Source organism: Actinopolymorpha sp. NPDC004070, assembly GCF_040610475.1.
Lineage (GTDB): Bacteria > Actinomycetota > Actinomycetes > Propionibacteriales > Actinopolymorphaceae > Actinopolymorpha.
Genome location: NZ_JBEXMJ010000001.1, coordinates 231877 through 251984, shown reverse-complemented (window position 1 = coordinate 251984; position 20108 = coordinate 231877). Strand labels below are relative to the sequence as shown.

Here is a 20108-nt window from a genome sequence, read left to right as displayed (position 1 = left end):
CCCGATCGGCCGACCCGCCGAGCCGTCGACGTAGGACACAGTGACGTCTTAGTTGCGAGTGGACCGTCGCGCGTGAGGTTCCGGGACCCGGGCGCCGCCCCGTAAGGTGGTCGCGCAGCCGCACGAGTCGACGTTCTCGCGGTGGCCGGATCTGCCCAGCTGGCACGAGGAGACCGCACATGACCACGGGAAACCTGTCCAAGACTCGCCTGGCCCGGATGCACGACACGATGGCCGGCCACGTCGCACGCGGCTTCGCGCCCGGAGTGGTGACCCTGGTCAGCAGACGCGGTGAGACCCACGTCGACGCGATCGGGCTCACCGAGGTCGAGGGCCGCACCCCGATGGCGCGGGACACCATCTTCCGGATCTCCTCGATGACCAAGCCGGTCACCGCGGTGGCGACGATGATCCTGGTCGAGGAGTGCCAACTCCGCCTTGACGACCCGGTCGACACGTTGCTGCCGGAGCTCGCCGACCGCCGGGTGCTGAAGCGGATCGACGGGTCGATCAGCGACACCGTGCCGGCGAACCGGCCGATCAGCGTGCGTGACCTGCTCACGTTCCAGCTCGGCTTCGGGATCTTCTTCGCACCGTCGGGCAGCTACCCCATCCAGGACGCGATCGCCGAGGCCGGCATCGGTGACGGACCGCCCCGGCCGGGCGAGCTGCCCGGGCCGAACGAGTGGATCCGCCGGTTCGGCACGTTGCCGCTGATGTACCAGCCCGGCGAGCGCTGGATGTACAACACCGGTTCGGACATCCTCGGTGTGCTCATCGAGCGCGCCTCCGGTCAGTCGCTGGAGACGTTCTTCCGCCGCCGGATCTTCGAGCCCCTCGGCATGAAGGACACCGCGTTCAGTGTCCCGGCGGACAAGCTGGACCGGTTCGCCACCAGCTACGAACCTGATCCCGACACCGGTGCCCTGCGGGTGTACGACCCGGCCGCCGGTGGTCAGTGGGCGACCCCGCCGGCGTTCCAGTCCGGCGGCGGCGGACTCGTCTCCACTGTCGACGACTTCGCCGCGTTCGGCCAGATGATGCTGGCCGGCGGGCGGTACGGCGACGAGCGCATCCTGTCCCGCACCACGATCCAGGCGATGGTCACCGACCACCTCACGCCGCGGGTGAAGGAGGAGTCGGGCTTCTACCCGGGCTACTTCGACAGCAGGAGCTGGGGACTCGGCCTGTCCGTCGTGACCCGCCGCGACTCCCCGTCCGCCGTACCCGGGCAGTTCGGCTGGGACGGCGGCCTCGGCACGTCGTGGTACTCCGACCCGCGTGAGGGACTCACCGCGATCCTGATGACCCAGCGGTCGGGGTTCCCGCAGCTGTCGGAGATCTACCTCGACTTCTGGACCTCGGTCTACCAGACCCTCGACGACTGAGGGCCTGGTAGGCCGGGTTCAGCCCTGGTCGACCGCGGATCCGCGTCAGCCCTTGGCGGGCCCGCGTCCCGACAGCGGCGCGATCTGCGCCTCGGTCGCGCTCTGCTGGGTGGCTCCGCTGATCGCCTCGATCGGCCCGGCCCAGTGCACGCCGTACTGGTCGAAGCGGTTGCGGTCACGCAGGTACGACACGGTGGCCTGGCGCTGGAGGTACCGCTGGTAGGGCCGGCCGCGCAGCGCCGCGTTCAGCTCACCGAGGTTGCGGACGTAGACACCCTTGAACGTCGGCCCGTCCGCGCCGCAGCCGTTCGCCTCGCACGGCTCGGTCAGCACGCCGTCGGGATTGAGGAACTCACTGCCGGTCGAGGCGTCGGCGAGCTCGCGCGCCTGGGTGAGGTAGGAGTGGTCCTTCGTCGCCGCCGCCAGCTCGGTCAGGGCCCCGAGCACGATGCCCTGGTTGTAGGTCCAGGTCGTTCCGCCGTTGTTCTGGCAGGTCGTGCCGTCCAGGCCGTCGTTGATCAGGTTGTCGGCGTTGATCATCCCGCTGGCCCGGAACCACTGCCAGATGTTCAGCGCCCGGTCGAGGTACTCGCTGTCACCGGGCATGCGGTTGTGCAGACTCGCCGCGGCCTTGACGAACAGCTCGTTGGTGACGGCGTTCTTGTAACGCTGGTTGACGTTCCACACCACACCGCCGCCGCAGACGTCGTCTCGGGTGCTCCACATGTAGTCGACGTCGAACTTCGCCGTCTCCAGGTAGCGCTGCTGCCCGGTCAGGTCGTACGCCCTGATCCACGCCAGCGCCCACCAGCCGGTGTCGTCGACGTAGTCGTTGGTGAAGTTGCCGCCCTGGGCGTGCAGGTTCTTGTCGTAGGTGTTGGCGACGATCCAGTCGTAGGACCGGTCGCCGGTGGCCAGCTGGTAGTCGAGGACGGCGGTCAGCGCGTTCGCGGAGTTCCACCAGCCGGTGGTCTTCCACAGCCCGGTGTCCCGGTTGTAGAGCTTGACCAGCGCCTCCACCGCACGCTTGGTCGGTGTCCCCTGGGTGCTCGGGCGTTCCACGCCGGTCCAGGCGGTGCACCGCACGTCGTCGCGGTTGCCGGCCTTGCCGCAGGCGCGGAGTACGCCGGTGCGCCGGTTGTCCGGGTCGTTCACGTTGAACATCGCGGTGGTGGTGCCGCGCTTGCCCGCGGGGATGGTCGCGTCGCCGAGCTTGGTGTCGGCGACCGTCTTCCCGCCGTCGTAGGACCGGTCCAGCCACACTTCGTCGGTGGGGTCGCCGTTGTTGATGCTCGCCCAGCCCATCGCGTCCAGGTCGGACATGTGCAGCTCGATCGAGCGTCCGTAGATGGTCGCTCCGTCGGCCAACCGGTCTTCGCGCGCTTGGGTCACCGGAGCACCGTCGCACAGCGTCCCGCAGACCGGGGCGGCGAGGGTCGCGACCGGGAGCTGGGCGGCCGTGACCGCCTTCGCCGCCGGGTGCGCGGGCGCCACGCGGACCGGTTGCGGCGCCGCCGCGGCGGTGCCGGTCACAACTCCGAACCCGAGCGCGAGCGTGCCGGCCGCAGCCAGCATCCGCGGCAACAGGTGGGATGACCGGGACGGTGTTCTGGACACGGAGCCTCCTGGGCAGGACGCGGAGCGGTCCCGGGGAATCTAGGCGCGGTGCGCGTACGCCCACAAGATCATCACCGGCAAACTGGCCGGACTCGGATACGCCATGGCTCGGCAGCGCCACCACCGTGGCGACAATGGGGCATGGCTGACCAGAACCGGTTCGAGGCCGACCCCGCTCGGGTCGCGATCGTCCTGCCCGGCGGCTACTACACTCCGGCCCGCCCGCTGCTGCACTTCACCGGCGCGATCCTGCACGCCCGCGGCTGGACGGTGCAGGAGGTGTGGTGGGAGCCGCCGGCACTGTCCGACCGCGTGGCGGTCGCCGGCTGGGTGTGCGACCAGGCGAACGCGGCGCTGGACCGGGAGAAGGCCGAACGGCTGCTGCTGGTGGGCAAGTCGCTCGGTACGTTCGCCGCCTCGGTCGCGGTCGAGCGGAACCTCCCGGCGATCTGGTTGACCCCGCTGTGCGGCGAGGGGCACGTGACGGGCGCGCTGACGGCGGCCACGGCACCGACGCTGCTGGTCGGCGGCACCGGCGACCCCACCTGGAACGGCGACCTGGCCCGGTCGACGAAGGCGGAGGTGCTGGAGATTCCCGGTGCCGATCACGGCCTGGAAACGGAGGCCGATCCGGTCAATTCGGCCGACATCCTCCGCCAGGTGGTGGCGACCACGGACGGTTTCGTGGCGAGGCTGTGACGGGTCCGAGCAGGGCGTCGATACTGGTCGGGTGCGGTACGGGGGAACGCGTGCGGTGGTGCTGTGTGTCGTACTCGTGGCACTCGCCGGCGGGCTCGTGGCCTGCGGGTCCGGCAGCCACGGACGCAACTGTCCCCGCGCCCAGGCCGGCCCCGATCTGTCCGGCAGAACGCTGCCCGGCACCTCGCTCAGCCGCCGGACGATGCGCTGCGCGAACCTCGAAGGTGCGACCCTCGACGACCAGCGCGTCAGCCGGGCGACGCTGCGCCGGGCCAACCTGCACCGGGCGAGCCTGACCGCCGCGAGACTCAGCCACGTCGACCTGTCCGGTGCCGACCTCACCGACGCCGACCTTGAGACGGCGACGCTGCGAGGCGTCGACCTGGGGGCCGCGGATCTGCGCCGGGCCGGCCTGCGCGGCGCCAACCTCGCGGCCGTGGGGTTGATCCGGGCACGCCTGAACGCCGCGGACCTGAGCCAGTCGGTGCTCGCCCGGACGGACGCGACGGGAGCGGACCTGCGCGACGCCGACCTGTCCGGCGCCCGGTTCGTCGACTCCGACCTCACCGGCGCGCGGTTGGAGGACGCCGACCTCACCGACACCGTGTGGTCGGACGTGGTGTGCCCGGACGGCTCACGCTCATCCGGGCAACCACAGACCTGCGTCGGCCACCTCGAACCCGCCGGGTGACGCCGGCCGGCCGTTCGGCACACGTCCCTCCGGCTGAGCTCCACTACCTGGAGATCGAGACGCCGAAGAACGCCCGTGCCGGCACCGGGAACGCCAGCGTCTGCGGCGTCAGCACCGGGAACACACCGGGACCGCCCACCCCGGAGGGGGTCCCGGTCAGCACCATTGTCAATCCCTGGTTGGCGTTAGTTCCCACCGCCGAGATGACCAGATCCGCGCGGTTGTCCCGGTTGAAGTCCCGGAACACCATCGCCCAGCCGAACTCGTTGCCCGCACGCACGGTGCCCGGGACACCCCCGGTGCCCTGCTGGTAGGCCTTGGCCGTCGCGAGGTTCAGGCCGCCGGCGGCACCGAGGATCACGGTCGCGAATCCCGCGTCGAGCGTCGTGCCGATGTCCTCGAACGGCACCCCGATCGCGAGGTCGGCCCGGCCGTCGCCAGTGGCGTCGCCGAGCGCGACGCTGTAGCCGAAGTAGTCACCCGCCTCGGGGCCGCCCGGCACTCCGGGTGAGTCCTGGTTGATCACCGTGACGCCACGGCTGACGTTGAGGCCGGTTGCACTGCCGTACCAGACACGCACCTGCCCGGCGAGATCATGCGCACCCACCGGCTCGGTGGGGCTGCCCACCGCCAGGTCGCCGAAGCCGTCGCCGTTGATGTCGCCGATCGAGGCAGCGGTGGACAGTGACGTGGCGATCAGCTGCGACGGCGAGCTGCCGAGGCCGCCGGCGCCGCCGAAGTAGACCTGCAGGACCACCCCACGCGTACGGGAGACGGTGTAGGCGACGTCGGAGAAACCGTCGTGGTTGAGATCACCGGACGCGAGCGCGGCGCGCCCGAACAGGGCTCCGCCGGTGGCCCCGAAGTTCTTCAGCACGATGCCACCGGGATTGCTCAGCGTTGCGCTTCCGTACATCACCTTGGGCTGGTCGCCGAGAACCGCGAGGTCGGGGAGGCCGTCCCCGTTGAACCTTCCGGTCGTCACCTCGTCGCAGTTGGAGATGACGCGCGAGGCGCGCGACAGCCCCGACGACGAGCCGAACAGGACGTAGAGCGCCCCGACTCCCCCGAATCCGGCCTCCGTCTCGGTGGGCGCGCACACGGCCAGGTCGGCGAACCCGTCGAAGTTGAAGTCGGCCGAGGCGAGCGTGGACCCGAAACCCTCGTCCTGCTGCGGTGTGCCCGGCACCCAGGACAGCGACTCGTCGATGCGCTGCCGCCTGGACGGGTTGAGCGTGGTGCCAGTGCCGTAGACGATGGGAACCATCCCGGCGAACGGGAACCCGGAGACGGTCGCCTGCGAGCCGAGAGCGAGGTCGACGAAGCCGTCGCCGTCGAAGTCGTTGGACCGGGCCACGGCGGCAGGACGAGGCGACGGTGTGGCGGCGGGTGTGGCAGCCGGTGTCGCGGTGGTCGTGGAACCCGCTGCCGGCGGGGCGATCACCACTGCCGCGAGCACCACCACCGACAGGCAAGCCGCGATTGACACTGCCCGTACCCGCCTGGAAACCGAACGCATCCTGGGCAACTCCACCCCAACAAGGTCGTCATGGCAACCGTGCGTCCGAGTGTCGCAGCCGAAAATCGTCGTACGCCGTGAATGACGAAACTCTCCTGCCGGCCGCCTCCCCGTCGAAGGGAGGACTCCCGGACGTCATGGCCTCCCGCACCTCGGCGGCCGATCGCAAGGCCGCCTTGACGATGGCCTCCGGGTAGCCGAGCACGAGGCGATGCTCCTCGAACTCGTCCACGTCCACGACCTCCACCGCACCGTCCCACGTACGTACGACGTCGAGGTCCAGGTCGACCAGGTGCACCACTCCACCGTCGTCCACCTGGGCAGGGGTGGTGATGTCGACGTAGCAGGAGTAACGCGAGGCGCGGCCGGCTTCGGCCCTCCCGGCGTACCACCGCGCTGCCCAGCCCAGTCCGTACGGAAGGAAGGAGACCCAGTCCTCGGAGACGACGTTCGGGGGCTGCCCCAGCCCGCGGTCCACGGGATGGCCCTTCCTTCCGCCGATCCAGGCACCGGTCCCGTCCGCGGCGAGGAACACCGCTGTCACCCGGTAGTGCAGCGCCGCCGGCCACTTGCGGAACTCGAGGAGCAGGTCGTCGCCGGCGGTGAAGGACGCGTACGAGGCGCGGGAGGCGTACGGCATCGCGCAGGTATGGACCGAGGACCGCGGGTCACGCGGAACAGATCCACCGGGGACAGACCTCGCCCCACCGCCGCACCAGTCCGCGGGTGTCATGTCCCAGGGCTGTCCAGGACGCGTACCCGTGAACGGTTGCTCGTGATCGGTGCTCGTGATCAGTGCGCGGCGTCTCCTCGGCGTGGCACGCGTTCGGCGCGCCCTGACGCCGCCGAACGGTACGCCGCGTCCAGGAACGCCACGGTGGCGGCCGCCAGGTCACCGGGTGCGCGGTTGGTGCCGCGTCCGGCGAGCAGTTCGGCGAACGCCCGTGCCGGTGCACCCGTCGGGTACGCCGGACCCTCACTCGGCGCCGGGCACTCCACCCGCTGGCCGCCCGAACGCACCAGGGTGGCCGCGCCGGTGGCGAGGTCGTGGAACACCGTGCCGCGGGTGCCGTCGTAGTGGATGCGGTGCCGGGGCGGTTGACCGTCCACGGCGGTCCCGGTCGAGGTGACGGTCCCCAGGCCGCCGCCGGCGAACCGGAACGCCATCACGTCCACCAGGTCGACGGGCAGCCCGCGGGCGTCCTGGTAACAGAACACCTCCTCGACCTCGCGGCCCGTCGTCCAGGTGACCGCGCCCATCAGGTGCGTCACCTGGGTGTGGCCCTGCCCGCCGCCGGAGCTGGCCGGGTCGGCGTACGTCGTTGGGTGCGGCACGTCCGCCTCGCCCGGGTCGTCGCCACCACCGAACAGCGACTGGGTGGCGGAGTTGAACTGCGCGGCGACGCAGACGAGATCACCGATCTCCTCCCGCACCGCGTCGCGCACGAACGTGGCCGCCGGAGTGTGGTGGTAGGTGTAGCCGACGGTGAGATGCAGCCCACGCGACTCCGCGAGGTCGACGAGGTCGAACGCGTCGGCCGCGCTGGTGGTGAGCGGCTTCTCCACCAGCACGTGCACGCCGGCTTCCAGCGCGGCCTTCGCGAGCGCGTGGTGGGTGGTGTGCGGGGTGGCGATCACCAGGCCGTCGACGACATCGGCGGCGAGCAGGTCGGCGACGTCGGCGAAGACGTGAGGTACGCCGAACCGCGCGGCGACCTCCCGGGCCCGTTCGGATTTCGGCTCGCAGACCGCCGCCAGCTCGGCACCGGGATGGGCAGCCAGTGCGGGGAGGTGCGCTGTCGTCGCCCACCAGCCGGTGCCGACCACTCCCAGGCGCGGCTTCGTCATCGCGCCACTCCGGGCACGGCGGGCACGGCCGGCACAAGCGTCACGTCCGGATCGAGCGCCAGCCCGAAGCCGGGCTTCTCGCCCACCGTCAACCAGCCCTTGTCAGGAACGTCCTCACCGAGCAGCAGTGGGGCGTGCTGGGGTGCCAGTTGCTCACCGTCGGCGGACAGCACCGGGAACTCCGCCAGGTCACCGCCAGGCTGGGTCACCACGAAGTGGTAGTTGGGCATGCCGCACGTGTGCGGAATCACCCGTACGCCGTACACGCGGGCCACCGCGGCGATCCGCAGCACCTCCGTCATTCCACCGCACCAGCCGAGGTCGGGCTGGATGACGTCCACTCCCGCCTCGCAGAGCAACCGGAAACCGTTCGCGGTGTACTCGTGTTCGCCGGTGTTCAACGTCATCGTCGGCGGCATCCGGTCCCGGATGCGGCGCAGGCCGGCGTAGTCGTCGGGTGGCAGCGGTTCCTCGATCCAGGTGAAGCCCAGCGGCTCGACAGCGTGCGCGAGCCGGACGGCGTAGTCGACGTCCAGCGCCATCCAGCAGTCGTACATCAACGGGAAGTCGGCCGGCACAGCATCACGGGCCTCCCGGGCCAGGGCGACGTTGTTCCGGAACCCTGCCTCACCCTCCGACGGGCCCCACACCAACGGGAGCTTGGCGCCCGCGAACCCCAGCCGGGCCGCGGTTTCCGGCCTCGGACCGGTCGCATAGACCTGGACCGCATCGCGGATCCGGCCACCGAGCAACGCGTGCACGGGCTCGCCGACGACCTTGCCGTGCAGGTCCCAGATCGCCAGGTCGACCGCCGAGATCGCGTGCAGCACAAGGCCTTTCCGACCGTACCGCAGGGTGCTGGAGAACATCCGGTCCCACGTGCGCGTGTGTGCGCTCGCGCGTTCACCGATCACCAGCCGGGCAAGGTGCTGGGAGATGACCGCCGCCGTCGCGAGTCCGGCCGTCGTGGAGACACCGACCGCGCCGGACTCCGACTCGACCTCCACCACGACAGTGCCCCCGTCGGCGGCACCGATGCCCGCGTCGCGGTTGTCCCGGAACTCGGCGTACTTCGTCATCGGGTTGGCGACCTTGCCGCCCAGCCAGTGGTCGCGCCGGACCGGCTCCCGGTCACCACCGTCCTGGCGAACGGGAGACTTCTCAGCGCTCTCGGCGCGGACGAACGACGTACGTACGTCGACGATGCGGTCAGCTGTCACAGTGCAACTGTTCGTTGGCCGCTCTCCACCTGTCCAGGGAGGTGGCCGTAGCTGGACCGGCGGCGGCACGACGTGGCCGCTACGTTCACCACATGCAGTTTTCGGTGACGACAGGAGCGGCCGGGCCCGGACTCGACCCGGCCGGACTGGCCCGGCTGGCCGCACAGGCCGAGCGAGCCGGCTGGGACGCGTTCTTTCTGGAGGACTACCTCGTCTACCAGGGGCAGGCGGACGTGCCGACCTACGATCCGTGGGTCTGCCTGGCCGCGATGGCGATGGCCACCAGCCGGATCCGGCTCGGCACGACCGTCACGCCACTCCCCCGGCGCAGGCCCTGGAAGCTCGCCAGTGAAGCGGTGTCGCTGGACGTGCTGTCGGCCGGCCGGCTGATCCTCGGAGTCGGTGGCGGCGACGGAAACGAACCCGGCTTCGCAGCGGTCGGTGAGCCGGCGCACCCGCGCGAACGAGCCGAGCGCGTCGACGAGGGGTTGGCGATCGTCGCCGGGTTGTGGACCGGACGGCCTGTTCACCACGACGGCTCGCACTACCGGGTCGACGGGCTGCGATATGCCGCCGTTCCGGTCCAGCGGCCGCGCATCCCGATCTGGATCGGTGGCGACCTGCTGGCTCCTGGCGTTCGCCGCCGGATCGCCCGGTGGGACGGCTGCTGCGCCTACAAGGGTCCGCCGCAGGCGAGTGACGGACCGCTCACGCCCGCCGACGTCCGCGAGCTGCTGGAGTTCGTCGCCGGGGAGCGCGGACACCTCGACGGGTTCGACGTGAAGGTCAGTGGCATCGACGATCCGGACGGGATCGCCGCCCTCGCCGATGCCGGCGCGACCTGGTGGGGCCACTGGCTGGCGCCCGGCGACCCCGCCAGGGTCGAGGACGCGATCATGGCGGGACCACCGCGGGCGTGAGCGGAGCCGACGGTCAGCCGGCGAAGTCGGGTGCGTCCTGGTGGAGCATCCACACGTGGCCGAACGTCATGCGCCCAATCATCGACCGCCGGCCCGGCGCGGCGACTGTAAAAAACGCAGCCCTGGCGGCACCGCAAGGTCGCCTTGACGCCGGGCCGTAGCGCCGGGCAGCCGCAGACCGGACGGGCGGCTGCTGTCAGGACACGGGAGAGCGCTCGGACTCGATCTGCTCCAGGGACTTCCCGGACGTGTTGGGCATGAAGAAGTACCCCACGGCGGCACTGATCAACAAGAACAGCGCCAGCAACGCCGCGACCGGACGGATCCCCGCACTCGCGAGCGCGGGGACGAACAGGCTCCACACGCCCAGGCAGGTACGCGCGACGCCGAAGGTGAAGCCCTGCGCCGTACCCCGCAACATGGTCGGGAACAGCTCCTGGCTGAACACCTTGTAGAACGCCTCGCCGGCCAGCGCGCCACCCACGGCGAACAACACGATGTTGAGGATGATCACCGGCACGGTGAACGGGAACACCAGGTAGGCGCCGTACGCCACCACCTGCATGACACCGCCGACGCCCCACATGATCCGCCGCACCTCGTGGGAGTGGTCGGCGTACTTCATGAACAGCAACGGCGTGGCGATCATCCCGATCGCGAACCCCACCGCGGACAACGCGACGCTGGCCGCCTGGCTGCCCGCGTGCAACGTCTTGATGATGTACGGCGTGAAGATCCCGCCCGTGCCCGCGGCGAGGTTCCAGAACACGTAGATGGTCGCCGTCCACAGCAGCGCCCGCAGGTTGGCGCCGCTGAACAACGCCCGCACCCGGTGGTGCGGCGGCACCTGCCCGCCGGACTTGCCGGCCTTGCTGTCCTTGCTGTCCTTGCCGGCCTCGGAGGCCGACTGCCAGCGCGGGGACTCGGTGAGCCGCCGGCGCAGTGCCCAGGTGACCAGGGCGACGACGAACAGGTGCAGGAAGACGATCCGGATGCCCAGCAGGTCCAGCGGCGCAAGCAGGTACGCGAGGATCAGCACGATCAGCGGACCGGCTCCCCACGCGACCTGGGTGAAGCCGAGCAGCTTGCCGCGCGCCTTCGCCGGGGAGAACTCAGCCACCAGGGCGAGCGAGGTGGGCACGTCGGCGCCCACGGCGATGCCGACCACCAGGGTTCCGACGAACAGCATCGGCGCGTTGAACGCCAGCGCGATGCACAGGATACCGAGCGCGTACACCAGCAGGTCGTACTTGTAGATGCGTTTGCGGCCGAGCTTGTCGCCGAGCCGGCCACCGACGAACGCGCCGATCGCACAGCCGATGGCGTTCGGACCGATCGCGGCCAGCGCTCCCACCGCACCACTGCTCAGGTGCAGATAACTTTGGAACAACGCGAGTCCGGCACCGAGGGCGACGATCGAGCCGGCGTCCAGGTAGGACGCCATGCCGGCCAGAATCGACCACGTCCACTGCTGGCGGCTGACGGCGTCGTCCGCCTGCTCGTGGTGCTGGTGCTCGTGCTCACCGCGCGCCTGTCGTGGTTCCACTGCGACTCCTCGGGTTGGTCGAGGTACGTCGGGCTTCGGACTCCCACCCCGGGCGTAGGCGAGGCTAGCGCCGGACTGACCAAGCCGCGCGAGCCCTGAGCGCAGGTTCGTCGGGCCCGATCAGGACAGCGACCGGTGCCGGTCAGCCCTCGCCCGGAGCGGGGCACGGGCGCCACGACCGGGAACGGACGCCGTCGCGGGTTCGAGCAGGTACTGGTTCTGGTAATGACCTGATAGGCAGGCAACGAACCGACGACGAACCCTCGACGGACCGACGATGAACCCTCGATACACCGCACTGATGGAGACGACATGACGATCCCCGCACGTACCCTCGGCCGCTCCGGCATCTCCGTGAGCCCGATCGGCTTCGGCTGCTGGGCGATCGGAGGCCCGGCGTTCCGCGACGGCAACCCGATCGGCTGGGGGAAGGTCGACGACAACGAGTCGGTGGCCGCGATCGAGGCCGCCCTGGACGCCGGGGTGACCTTCTTCGACACCGCGAACGTCTATGGCGCGGGCCACAGCGAGCGCGTCCTGGCCCGGGCGCTGGCCGGCAAGCGGGACCGGGTGGTGATCGCCACGAAGTTCGGCAACCTGATCGACGAGGGCGCCCAGCAGGCCATCGGACGGGACGCCTCCCCCTCCTCGATCCGCGCGCAGTGCGACGAGAGCCTGGCGCGGCTCGACACCGACGTGATCGACCTCTACCAGTTCCACATCGGCGACTACGACCTCGAGCAGGCCGAGGACGTCGTGGCGACTTTGGAGGAGCTGGTCCAGCTCGGCAAGATCCGGTCGTTCGGCTGGAGCACCGACGACCCGCAGCGGGCGGCGGTCTTCGCTCGCAGCGAGCACTGCGCCGCGATCCAGCTGCACGCGAACGTCATCGACGACAACCCCGAGATGGTGAAGCTGATCGAGTCGGAGAACCTCGCCGGCATCAACCGCGGGCCGCTGGCGATGGGCGCGCTGACCGGGAAGTTCAACCGGGACACGAAGTTCGCCGACGACGACGTACGCCGGCGGTTCGACTTCGCCGGCAAGGAGGGGCGCACGCTGGACGCGCTGGAGCACATCCGCGACGTGCTCACCTCCGGTGGCCGTACCCTCGCCCAGGGCGCGCTCGGCTGGCTGCTCGCCCGCAGCGAGGCGTTCGTGCCGATTCCCGGCATCCGCACGGTGGCCCAGGCTCAGGACAACGCCGGCGCGCTCCAGCACGGTCCACTGTCCGCTGAGCAGATGGCCGAGATCGACACCGCGCTGAAGTCGCTGTCCCTGCGCTGAGCTTTCTCACGTACGCACGAACGCCCGGCGGTCAACCGACCGCCGGGCGTTCTGCTTGCTGAGTTCTGGCCTCCGAGACTGTCAGAAGCCCCAGGCGTGGTACTGCTCGACGTCCATCCAGGCGTTCACCCGAGGGTGGTCGCGGTTGGGGTACGGGTTGCCCGTGTAGTGCCTGGACAGCCGGTCGATGCCGGCCATGTCCGGGTCCGGTTCCAGCGTCACCGTGCCCTGCAGGCTCACGTGGCGGTACCACGAGTCGCCGTCCAGCACCGTCAGCGAGACCCGCGGGTCGGCACGCAGGTGCTCCAGGCGCTTGCGGGTCGCGTCCAGGTTGAGCAGCACCCGGCCGTTGTCCCAGAGGTACCAGGTGGCCACCGACACCGGCCCACCGTCCGGGCGCACCGTGGCCATCACGGCGGGGTTGGGCCTCTTCAGCATCTCTTCGACGTCGGCGGGGACGGGCGGTTTCGGCACGGCAACTCCTTCGGTCGGGGGCACCCCACGTCAGGGGCGTACTTCTGGAGCCAACCACCCGGGCGGTACGCATTCCACCGGCCCGCGTCCCTCGGCGTGTCGTCGCGAGCACACAACTCGCGACCGGTCCCGGTCGACATGATCATCGGCTCTACGCGTTCGGCGATCACTCCTGTACGTTCAGCGACCAGCGCGGCGCATATCGTGCGCACCGCGTACCCCGCATCGTCGCCACGTGCTCCGCCTGGTCCGGGCCGGCGCGCCGCACCTTCGGCGCCGCCCAGGACATGCCTGTCCGCATCCTCGGCCGACACCGAAGAGAGCCCGCCATGCCGCGCTCGCCCGTATCGACCTCCGTCCGAACCCCGCTGCGCCGGCACCTGCTCGCCGTCTGCACCGTGCTGGCCCTCGTCTGCGGGACGGCTGCCGTCAGCACCGCAGCCGCGCGGATGCCGCTCGCCCACGCCGCGGCCAGCCCGCTCCCCGCCACGAAGCCGGCGGCCGCCCGCACCGCGCCGGGACAGCGCGACTACGTGAGCCTGGTCGACCCGTGGGTCGAGGCCGACATCGCCCGCTACTTCTTCTTCCAGTCCGCGAGCAACCCCTTCGGCTTCGTGAAGCTGCGCCCGGACACCAGCACGAACAGCAGCGGCGGCACCGGCTACCGGACCACCGAGCACGAGATCAAGGGCTTCAGCCACATCCACGACTGGCAGTTCTCCGGCGTCCAGGTGATGCCGACGTCCGGAGCGAGCGTGCCGAAGACCGACGGTGACACCGGCTGGCAGTCGCACGTGGAACACGACGCCACCGAGGTCGCCGAACCCGGCTACCACAAGGTGCATCTGGACCGGTACGACGTGGACGCCGAGCTCACCGTCACCGACCGGGTGGGCATGCACCGCTACACGTTCGGCCGGGCCGGGCAGAGCGAGATCATCGTCAACCTCGGCGGTCTGCTGGGCGAGGCGGTGATGACCGGCGCCCACGTGACGAAGGTGAACGACCACGAGATCGAGGGCTACGTCGACCAGCACGGCGGCGCCTACGCCGAGCACGACACCCGGCTGTACTTCGTGGTCGCCTTCGACCGGGCGTTCGACTCCATGCGGGGGTGGGCCGACGGCAGCCTGGCGCGTGGCGGCGCGCCGCTGGAGGAGCTCGCCGGCGACGACATGGGCGTGTACGTCCGCTACAACCAGCTCGCCGCGGGAGACGTCGTGCAGCTGAAGGTCGCGCTGTCGCTCACCGGCACCGACGGCGCGCGGAAGAACCTGCGGTCGGAGCTGCCCGGCTGGTCGTTCGACCAGGTGCGGAACGCCTCCCAGCGGCACTGGAACGACATGCTGGGCCGGATCGACGTACGCGGCGGGACCCACCAGCAGCAGGTGAAGTTCTACACCGACCTGTTTCACGTGCTGTGCGGGCGAAGCGTCGTCAGCGACGTCGACGGCAGGTACATGGACGACACCTGGAACCACGACACCGTCCGGCAGATCCCGCTGGACGCCGACGGCCGGCCGCAGTTCGCGATGTACAACTACGACGCGCTCTGGCTCACCCAGTGGAACCTCAACTCCGTCCTCGGCCTGGCCTATCCGGAGATCTACAGCAGCTTCGTCAAGTCGCAGTTGCGGATGTACCAGGACGGTGGGCTGCTCCCCCGCGGTCCTGTGGCCGGCAACGACTCGCTGATCATGACCGGCTCACCCGTCACGTCGTTCATCGTCGGCGCGTGGAACAAGGGGATCCGCGACTTCGACCCCCAGCTCGCCTACCGCGCGATGATGGACGCGCAGTCCGTGGGCGGCCTGTTCGACAAGGGTGCACTGGAGTACTCCGGTTGGAGCGGTGCCGGCGGCATCCGCAGCTACCTCGACCGCGGCTACGTGCCCTACCGGTCCGGTGCGGGGCTCAACGGCGGGGCCGGTCAGACGCTGGAGTACGCCTTCCAGGACTGGACGTTGGCGCAGTTCGCCCGCGAGCTGGGCGAGAAGGGCGTGAACGTCGCGCAGTACGCGAAGGTGCGCGCGTCCTCGCAGGCCTCCGACACCGACTACGCGGCCGGCCGCGCCGTGGACGGCCGCCCGATCCGATCCGGGGGAAAGAACGGGCAGAACGTCGAGTGGGCCTCGGCCGGTGAGCAGCACCCGTGGGTCGAGCTGCGCTGGGACCAGCCCCGGACGCTGCGCACGATCGTGCTGAGCGACCGTGCGGACCCGGACGTCAACGTGAACGCGGGCAGGCTGACGTTCAGCGACGGCAGTTCGGTCGACGTCGCCGACGTGCCGGACGACGGCGAGCCGCTCCGGGTGGACGTCGGTGGCCGCAAGGTCTCGTGGGTCCGGTTCGAGGCCACCGGCGGCTCGGGCCCGTCGGCCGGTGCGAGCGTCGGCCTGAACGACCTCGAGGCGTGGGACGACACTGACGCCTCGACCTACCTGATGGACCGTTCCCGCAACTGGCGCAACCTGTTCGACCCCTCCACCGGGTTCATCCGGCCGAGGAACGCCGACGGCAGCTTCCTCGCCGACTTCGACCCACTGAGCCCGAGCGACTTCGTGGAGGCGAACTCCTGGCAGGCCACCTGGTTCACCTCCCACGACGTCATGGGGCTGGCCAACCTGATGGGCGGGGAGACCGCGTACGCGGACCGGCTCAACTACGCGTTCGAGCGTGCCCGTCCCACGAACTTCATCGGCGTGTACGGGCAGGGTTACGTGAGCTACGGCAACCAGCCGGGCCTGCAGGTCGCGCACCTGTTCAACTACGTCGGCAAGCCGTGGTTGACGCAGTACTGGGTGCGGCAGGTCAAGGATCGTACGTACGGCTCGACCTCCACCAACGACGGGTACGGCCACCACGACGAGGACCAGGGTCAGATGGGTGCGCTCAGCGCCCTGATGGCGATGGGGTTGTTCGAGGTGACCGGTGGCGGGCACGCCGACCCGGTGTACGACATCACCTCACCGGTCTTTGACGAGATCACCATCACGCTGAACCAGAAGTACTACAAGGGAAAGCAGTTCCGGATCCTCACCCACGGCAACAGCGCCGACCACCCCTACATCCAGCAGGCGAAACTGGACAACCGGCTGCTCACCTCGTCGTGGTTCCGGCACAGCCAACTCGCCGACGGCGGCACGCTGGAGCTGTGGCTCGGAGCGACCCCCGACAAGCGGTGGGGAACGGGCAAGCTGCCGCCGTCGGAGTCGGCGTCGCAGGGAAAGCGGCCGACGTACGCGACCGGCATCGCGATCGAGGGTCCGGCCACGATCCGCGAGCCCTACGGCAAGGTCCGCTACGACGCGGTGCTCACCCCCGCGGACACCACCTGGCAACGCGCGCACTGGAAGGTGACCGACCTGGACGGCTCGCCCACGGACAAGGCCGAGATCGACCAGGACGGCCAGCTCACCGTCAACCGCCGCGACGGCCAGGTGCTCGTGACGGCGACGAACGCGGACAGCGGACCCACCGTCCGCGCGACGAGGAAGGTGACGCTCGACCTGGACGTCGGGCTGCTACGTGGCAACGCGGCCCGCTGGCCGGGCGTGAGTGCGACCGCGTCGTCGGAGTACAGCGACGGCTACCGGGCCGACAAGGTGCGCGACGGGGTGATCGGCTCCAAGGACGGCGGCGACTGGGCCTCGCGCGGCGAGCGCGACCCGTGGGTGCAACTGGACTGGGAAAGGCCGGTCCGCGCGGACCGGATCGTGCTCTACGACCGACCCGGTGACGACAACGCCAACGCCGGCACGCTGACCTTCAGCGACGGCAGCAGCATCCCGGTGTCGGGCCTGCCGGTGGGTGGCGGGCCGAAGACGGTGACGTTCGGCCAGAAGACGTTCACCTGGGTGCGTTTCCACGTGCAGGGAGGCACCGGCCTCAACCCGGGCATGTCCGAGATCGAGGTGTACGCCGTACCGTCCGCGCCTGACGCGCCCCGGGACGTGTCGGCCGAGCGCGAAGGGTCGCAGGCGACCGTCTCCTGGCGGCCGCCGGCCTTCGACGGCGGTGCACCGATCACCGGCTACGTCGTCCGCGCCTACCGCGACGGGCAGGTCACCGGAACGGTCGACGTACCCGAGACCGCCGACCACGCGGTGGTGACCGGACTGGCCAACCCGCGGTCCTACGACTTCACCGTGGCGGCCCGCAACCTGCTCGGCACCGGCCCCGAACGCGGTGAGCCGGTCCTCGCGACCGGCATCGGGATCACCGGTCCGCCCACGGTGGCGCAGCCGTACGGCTCGGTGCGGTTCGCCGCGACCTTCACCCCGGCCGACACCACCCGCAAGGAGGCCACCTGGACCGTCACCGAACCGGACGGATCGGCCACCGACAAGGCGACCATCACCGACGCCGGCGTGCTCACCGTCAACCACCGCGACGGCGACGTGCTCGTCCGGGCCACGGCGGTCGACGCGGGCCACGTCAGTGACACCGCCACCGTGACCATCGCGCTCGACCCGGACCTCGCACGCAGCAATGCCGCCCGCTGGCCGGGTGTCACCGCGACCGCATCGTCGCGGTACGACGCGAACTACGGACCCGGCCGGGTGCACGACGGGTTCGGGGCGGGCGCCGGCGAGTGGGCCTCCGCGGGTGAACAGAACCCGTGGGTGCAACTGCAGTGGGCGCAACCTGTGCTTGCCGACCGGATCACGGTGTACGACCGGCCCGGGGTCGACGACGCGAACGGCGGCACGCTGAGCTTCAGCGACGGGAGCACCGTGCCGGTCCGCGGTCTCCCCGGGGACGGGAAGCCGCTGGCGGTGGATTTCGCGGCGCGGACGTTCACCTGGGTACGTTTCCAGGTCGAGGCCGGGACCGGCCCGAACGTGGGACTGGCCGAGGTCGAGGTGTCCGCCCGGCCGTCCACGCCGACCGTCCCGCTCGACGTGAGCGCCGCTCCGGCCGCGGGCACCGTGGGCACCGTGGGCACGGAGGGTGCGGCCACGGTGTCGTGGGTGCCGCCCACGTTCGACGGAGGCACACCACTGACGGGCTACGTCGTCACGCCCTACCGAGACGGCACCGCGCTGGGACCGGTGCAAGTAGAGGCCGGAGTGGAGAGCGCACGCGTGCCCGGGCTGGCAGCCGGTCAGGCGTACGAGTTCACGGTCGCGGCCACCAACGTCGTCGGCGCCGGGCCCGCGTCCGCGCACACCGACCCGGTGGTGATCCCTGCCGCCGGAACAGGCGTCAAGGGCACCGCCACAGGCCTGGTGGGCGCGCGGCCCGGCACGTCCGTCGTGTCGGTGAGCACGGATCCGACCGGCCGGAAGACGACGGCCCGGAAGACGACGGCCCGGGAGACGACCGGCCGGCTGCTGACGTTCGGCCACTCCTACGTCGCCGGTCTCGGTGCGTCCCGGCCGGACCGGTCCTGGGCCGCGACGGTGGCCGCCCACACCTGCCGGCCGCTCACCAACCGCGCCGTTTCCGGCAGCCTGTCCGCCCAGACCGAGGAGGAGATCCTGGCAGCGGCGCCGGCCTTTCAACCTACCGACGTGGTCGTGGTGGAGACCGGCATCAACGACGTCCGGCTGTACGGTCCCGACCCGCAGCGGCTGAGCGAGTACCGCAGCCACCTGCGCACGATCGTGTCCCACGTGCGCACCGCGGAGACCGGGCGGCCGGTCCCGGTGGTGCTGGTCGCCGACCCCGGGATCGCTCCCACCGCCTGGGAGCAGTACGCGCCCTACGACAAGGGCAGCCAGCAGGTCGCCGACGAGTACGCGCAAGCTGTTCTTGACGTCGCCGGTGAGTTCCCGAACGCTCGGGCGGAGGACGTGCGCGGCGCGTGGTCGCCGGCGCGGCACATCGCGGCCGACGGCGTACATCCGAACGACGCCGGCCATGCGCTGATCGCCGACGCGATGCAAGCCGCCCTTGACAGCCAGGGACTCGGTCGCTGCCTGCCCGTACGGCGCATCGAGATCGGTGGCCCGGAGGTCGTCGCCGAGCCCTACTCCTCGACCCGGCTCACCGCCTCGTTCAGCCCGGAACGCTCGCTGCACAAGGCGACCTGGACCGTCACCCAGCCGGACGGTGCGCCCACCGACCTGGCGGCGATCGACGACGACGGTGTGCTGACGGTCCGGGACCACGACGGTGAGGTGCTCGTGTCGGCGACCGCCTCCGACGGGTCGGGCGTACGGGCGACGAAGCGGATCCGGCTGGCCCTCGACGTCGGGTTGTTGCGCTCGAACGCCGCCCGCTGGCCGGGAGTGACCGCGACGGCATCCTCCTCCTACAACGACAACTACGGTCCGGACAAGGTGCGCGACGGCGTGGTCGGCAGCCCCGACGCCGGCGACTGGGCTTCTGCCGGCGAACAGAACCCGTGGGTGCGGCTGAGCTGGGACGAGCCGGTCACCGCCGACCGCATCGTCCTGCACGACCGGGCCGGCATCGACGACGTACACGGCGGGACGCTGACCTTCGACGACGGGAGCGCCGTGGTGGTGCACGACGTGCCGGTGGACGGTGCGGCCGCGACGGTGACCTTCGACCGGAAGACGTTCCGGTGGGTACGTTTCGAGGTGGAGGGCGGCAGCGGTCCCAACGTGGGCCTGGCGGAGTTCGAGGTGTACGCCCTGCCCTCACCGCCGGAGGCGCCCACGCGGGTGTCGGCGGCTGCGGGCGTGGGCAGTGCCACGGTGACGTGGAGCCCACCGCGCTTCGACGGCGGCGCACCACTGACCGGCTACGTCGTGACGCCCTACCTCGACGGCACCGCGCTGGCCCCGAGGACCGTGGCCGCCGACGTCACCGAGCTGAGCGTGCGCGGGTTGTCGGCCGGTGCGGCGTACACCTTCACCGTCGCGGCCACGAACCTCCTCGGCACCGGACCGGCCTCCTCCCCCACTGCCAAGGTGATCCCCACCTGA

Annotated in this window: 13 protein-coding genes; 6 read left to right on the top strand and 7 right to left on the bottom strand. The window is 70.7% G+C overall.

Annotated elements, in window-relative coordinates; genetic code table 11:
* Nucleotides 1–179 precede the first annotated feature (179 nt).
* Nucleotides 180–1388 carry a serine hydrolase domain-containing protein gene (locus ABZV93_RS01130; RefSeq protein WP_354928354.1) on the top strand — a complete coding sequence of 403 codons (1209 nt, stop codon included), beginning with the start codon at nucleotides 180–182 and terminating at the stop codon, nucleotides 1386–1388.
* Between the two features lie 45 nt (nucleotides 1389–1433).
* Here the strand turns inward: ABZV93_RS01130 and ABZV93_RS01125 are convergent, their stop codons facing one another.
* On the bottom strand, nucleotides 1434–3005 hold the full coding sequence (locus ABZV93_RS01125) for a glycoside hydrolase family 76 protein (protein WP_354928351.1): 1572 nt from the start codon (nucleotides 3003–3005) through the stop codon (nucleotides 1434–1436).
* 141 nt (nucleotides 3006–3146) lie between these two features.
* On the opposite strand from ABZV93_RS01125, the gene ABZV93_RS01120 reads away from it, so the two are divergent.
* Both ABZV93_RS01120 and ABZV93_RS01115 read left to right on the top strand, forming a co-directional pair.
* Nucleotides 3147–3704 carry a hypothetical protein gene (locus tag ABZV93_RS01120; RefSeq protein WP_354928348.1) on the top strand — a complete coding sequence of 186 codons (558 nt, stop codon included), beginning with the start codon at nucleotides 3147–3149 and terminating at the stop codon, nucleotides 3702–3704.
* A 31-nt stretch (nucleotides 3705–3735) separates the two neighbouring features.
* Complete coding sequence (locus tag ABZV93_RS01115) at nucleotides 3736–4395, top strand: pentapeptide repeat-containing protein (RefSeq protein ID WP_354928345.1); 660 nt, start codon at nucleotides 3736–3738, stop codon at nucleotides 4393–4395.
* Nucleotides 4396–4438: 43 nt separating this feature from the next.
* Here the strand turns inward: ABZV93_RS01115 and ABZV93_RS01110 are convergent, their stop codons facing one another.
* From ABZV93_RS01110 to rhmD, 4 genes are all read right to left on the bottom strand, one after another.
* Nucleotides 4439–5884, bottom strand: a complete 1446-nt coding sequence (locus ABZV93_RS01110; protein ID WP_354928342.1) for an FG-GAP-like repeat-containing protein — start codon at nucleotides 5882–5884, stop codon at nucleotides 4439–4441.
* A 58-nt stretch (nucleotides 5885–5942) separates the two neighbouring features.
* Entirely contained in the window at nucleotides 5943–6554 is a 612-nt protein-coding gene (locus tag ABZV93_RS01105) for a DUF402 domain-containing protein (RefSeq protein ID WP_354928339.1), read from the bottom strand.
* A 152-nt stretch (nucleotides 6555–6706) separates the two neighbouring features.
* Entirely contained in the window at nucleotides 6707–7762 is a 1056-nt protein-coding gene (locus ABZV93_RS01100) for a Gfo/Idh/MocA family oxidoreductase (protein ID WP_354928336.1), read from the bottom strand.
* Nucleotides 7759–8982, bottom strand: a complete 1224-nt coding sequence (rhmD, locus tag ABZV93_RS01095; RefSeq protein WP_354928333.1) for an L-rhamnonate dehydratase — start codon at nucleotides 8980–8982, stop codon at nucleotides 7759–7761. The genes ABZV93_RS01100 and rhmD overlap by 4 nt, the downstream gene beginning before the upstream one ends.
* 92 nt (nucleotides 8983–9074) lie before the next feature.
* Between rhmD and ABZV93_RS01090 the strand changes: the two genes are divergently transcribed.
* The gene (locus tag ABZV93_RS01090; RefSeq protein ID WP_354928330.1) at nucleotides 9075–9902 is read left to right on the top strand and encodes an LLM class flavin-dependent oxidoreductase; all 828 of its coding nucleotides are present in this window, start codon (nucleotides 9075–9077) and stop codon (nucleotides 9900–9902) included.
* Nucleotides 9903–10098: 196 nt separating this feature from the next.
* Here the strand turns inward: ABZV93_RS01090 and ABZV93_RS01085 are convergent, their stop codons facing one another.
* The gene (locus ABZV93_RS01085; RefSeq protein ID WP_354928327.1) at nucleotides 10099–11448 is read right to left on the bottom strand and encodes an MFS transporter; all 1350 of its coding nucleotides are present in this window, start codon (nucleotides 11446–11448) and stop codon (nucleotides 10099–10101) included.
* 312 nt (nucleotides 11449–11760) lie between these two features.
* On the opposite strand from ABZV93_RS01085, the gene ABZV93_RS01080 reads away from it, so the two are divergent.
* Nucleotides 11761–12735 carry an aldo/keto reductase gene (locus ABZV93_RS01080; protein ID WP_354928324.1) on the top strand — a complete coding sequence of 325 codons (975 nt, stop codon included), beginning with the start codon at nucleotides 11761–11763 and terminating at the stop codon, nucleotides 12733–12735.
* A gap of 81 nt (nucleotides 12736–12816) precedes the next feature.
* Here the strand turns inward: ABZV93_RS01080 and ABZV93_RS01075 are convergent, their stop codons facing one another.
* The gene (locus tag ABZV93_RS01075) at nucleotides 12817–13209 is read right to left on the bottom strand and encodes a PPOX class F420-dependent oxidoreductase (protein ID WP_354928321.1); all 393 of its coding nucleotides are present in this window, start codon (nucleotides 13207–13209) and stop codon (nucleotides 12817–12819) included.
* A 329-nt stretch (nucleotides 13210–13538) separates the two neighbouring features.
* Here ABZV93_RS01075 and ABZV93_RS01070 point away from each other — a divergent pair, with 329 nt between their 5' ends.
* Nucleotides 13539–20108, top strand: coding sequence for a glycoside hydrolase domain-containing protein (locus ABZV93_RS01070; RefSeq protein WP_354928318.1), 6570 nt, complete (start codon nucleotides 13539–13541; stop codon nucleotides 20106–20108).

What these genes read in the sequence shown, in the direction of transcription:
- ABZV93_RS01130 (WP_354928354.1), top strand. Translation starts at nt 180, where the DNA reads ATGACCACGGGAAACCTGTCCAAGACTCGCCTGGCCCGGATGCACGAC.
- ABZV93_RS01120 (WP_354928348.1), top strand. Translation starts at nt 3,147, where the DNA reads ATGGCTGACCAGAACCGGTTCGAGGCCGACCCCGCTCGGGTCGCGATC.
- ABZV93_RS01105 (WP_354928339.1), bottom strand. Translation starts at nt 6,554, where the DNA reads ATGCCGTACGCCTCCCGCGCCTCGTACGCGTCCTTCACCGCCGGCGAC.
- ABZV93_RS01100 (WP_354928336.1), bottom strand. Translation starts at nt 7,762, where the DNA reads ATGACGAAGCCGCGCCTGGGAGTGGTCGGCACCGGCTGGTGGGCGACG.
- ABZV93_RS01090 (WP_354928330.1), top strand. Translation starts at nt 9,075, where the DNA reads ATGCAGTTTTCGGTGACGACAGGAGCGGCCGGGCCCGGACTCGACCCG.
- ABZV93_RS01080 (WP_354928324.1), top strand. Translation starts at nt 11,761, where the DNA reads ATGACGATCCCCGCACGTACCCTCGGCCGCTCCGGCATCTCCGTGAGC.
- ABZV93_RS01070 (WP_354928318.1), top strand. Translation starts at nt 13,539, where the DNA reads ATGCCGCGCTCGCCCGTATCGACCTCCGTCCGAACCCCGCTGCGCCGG.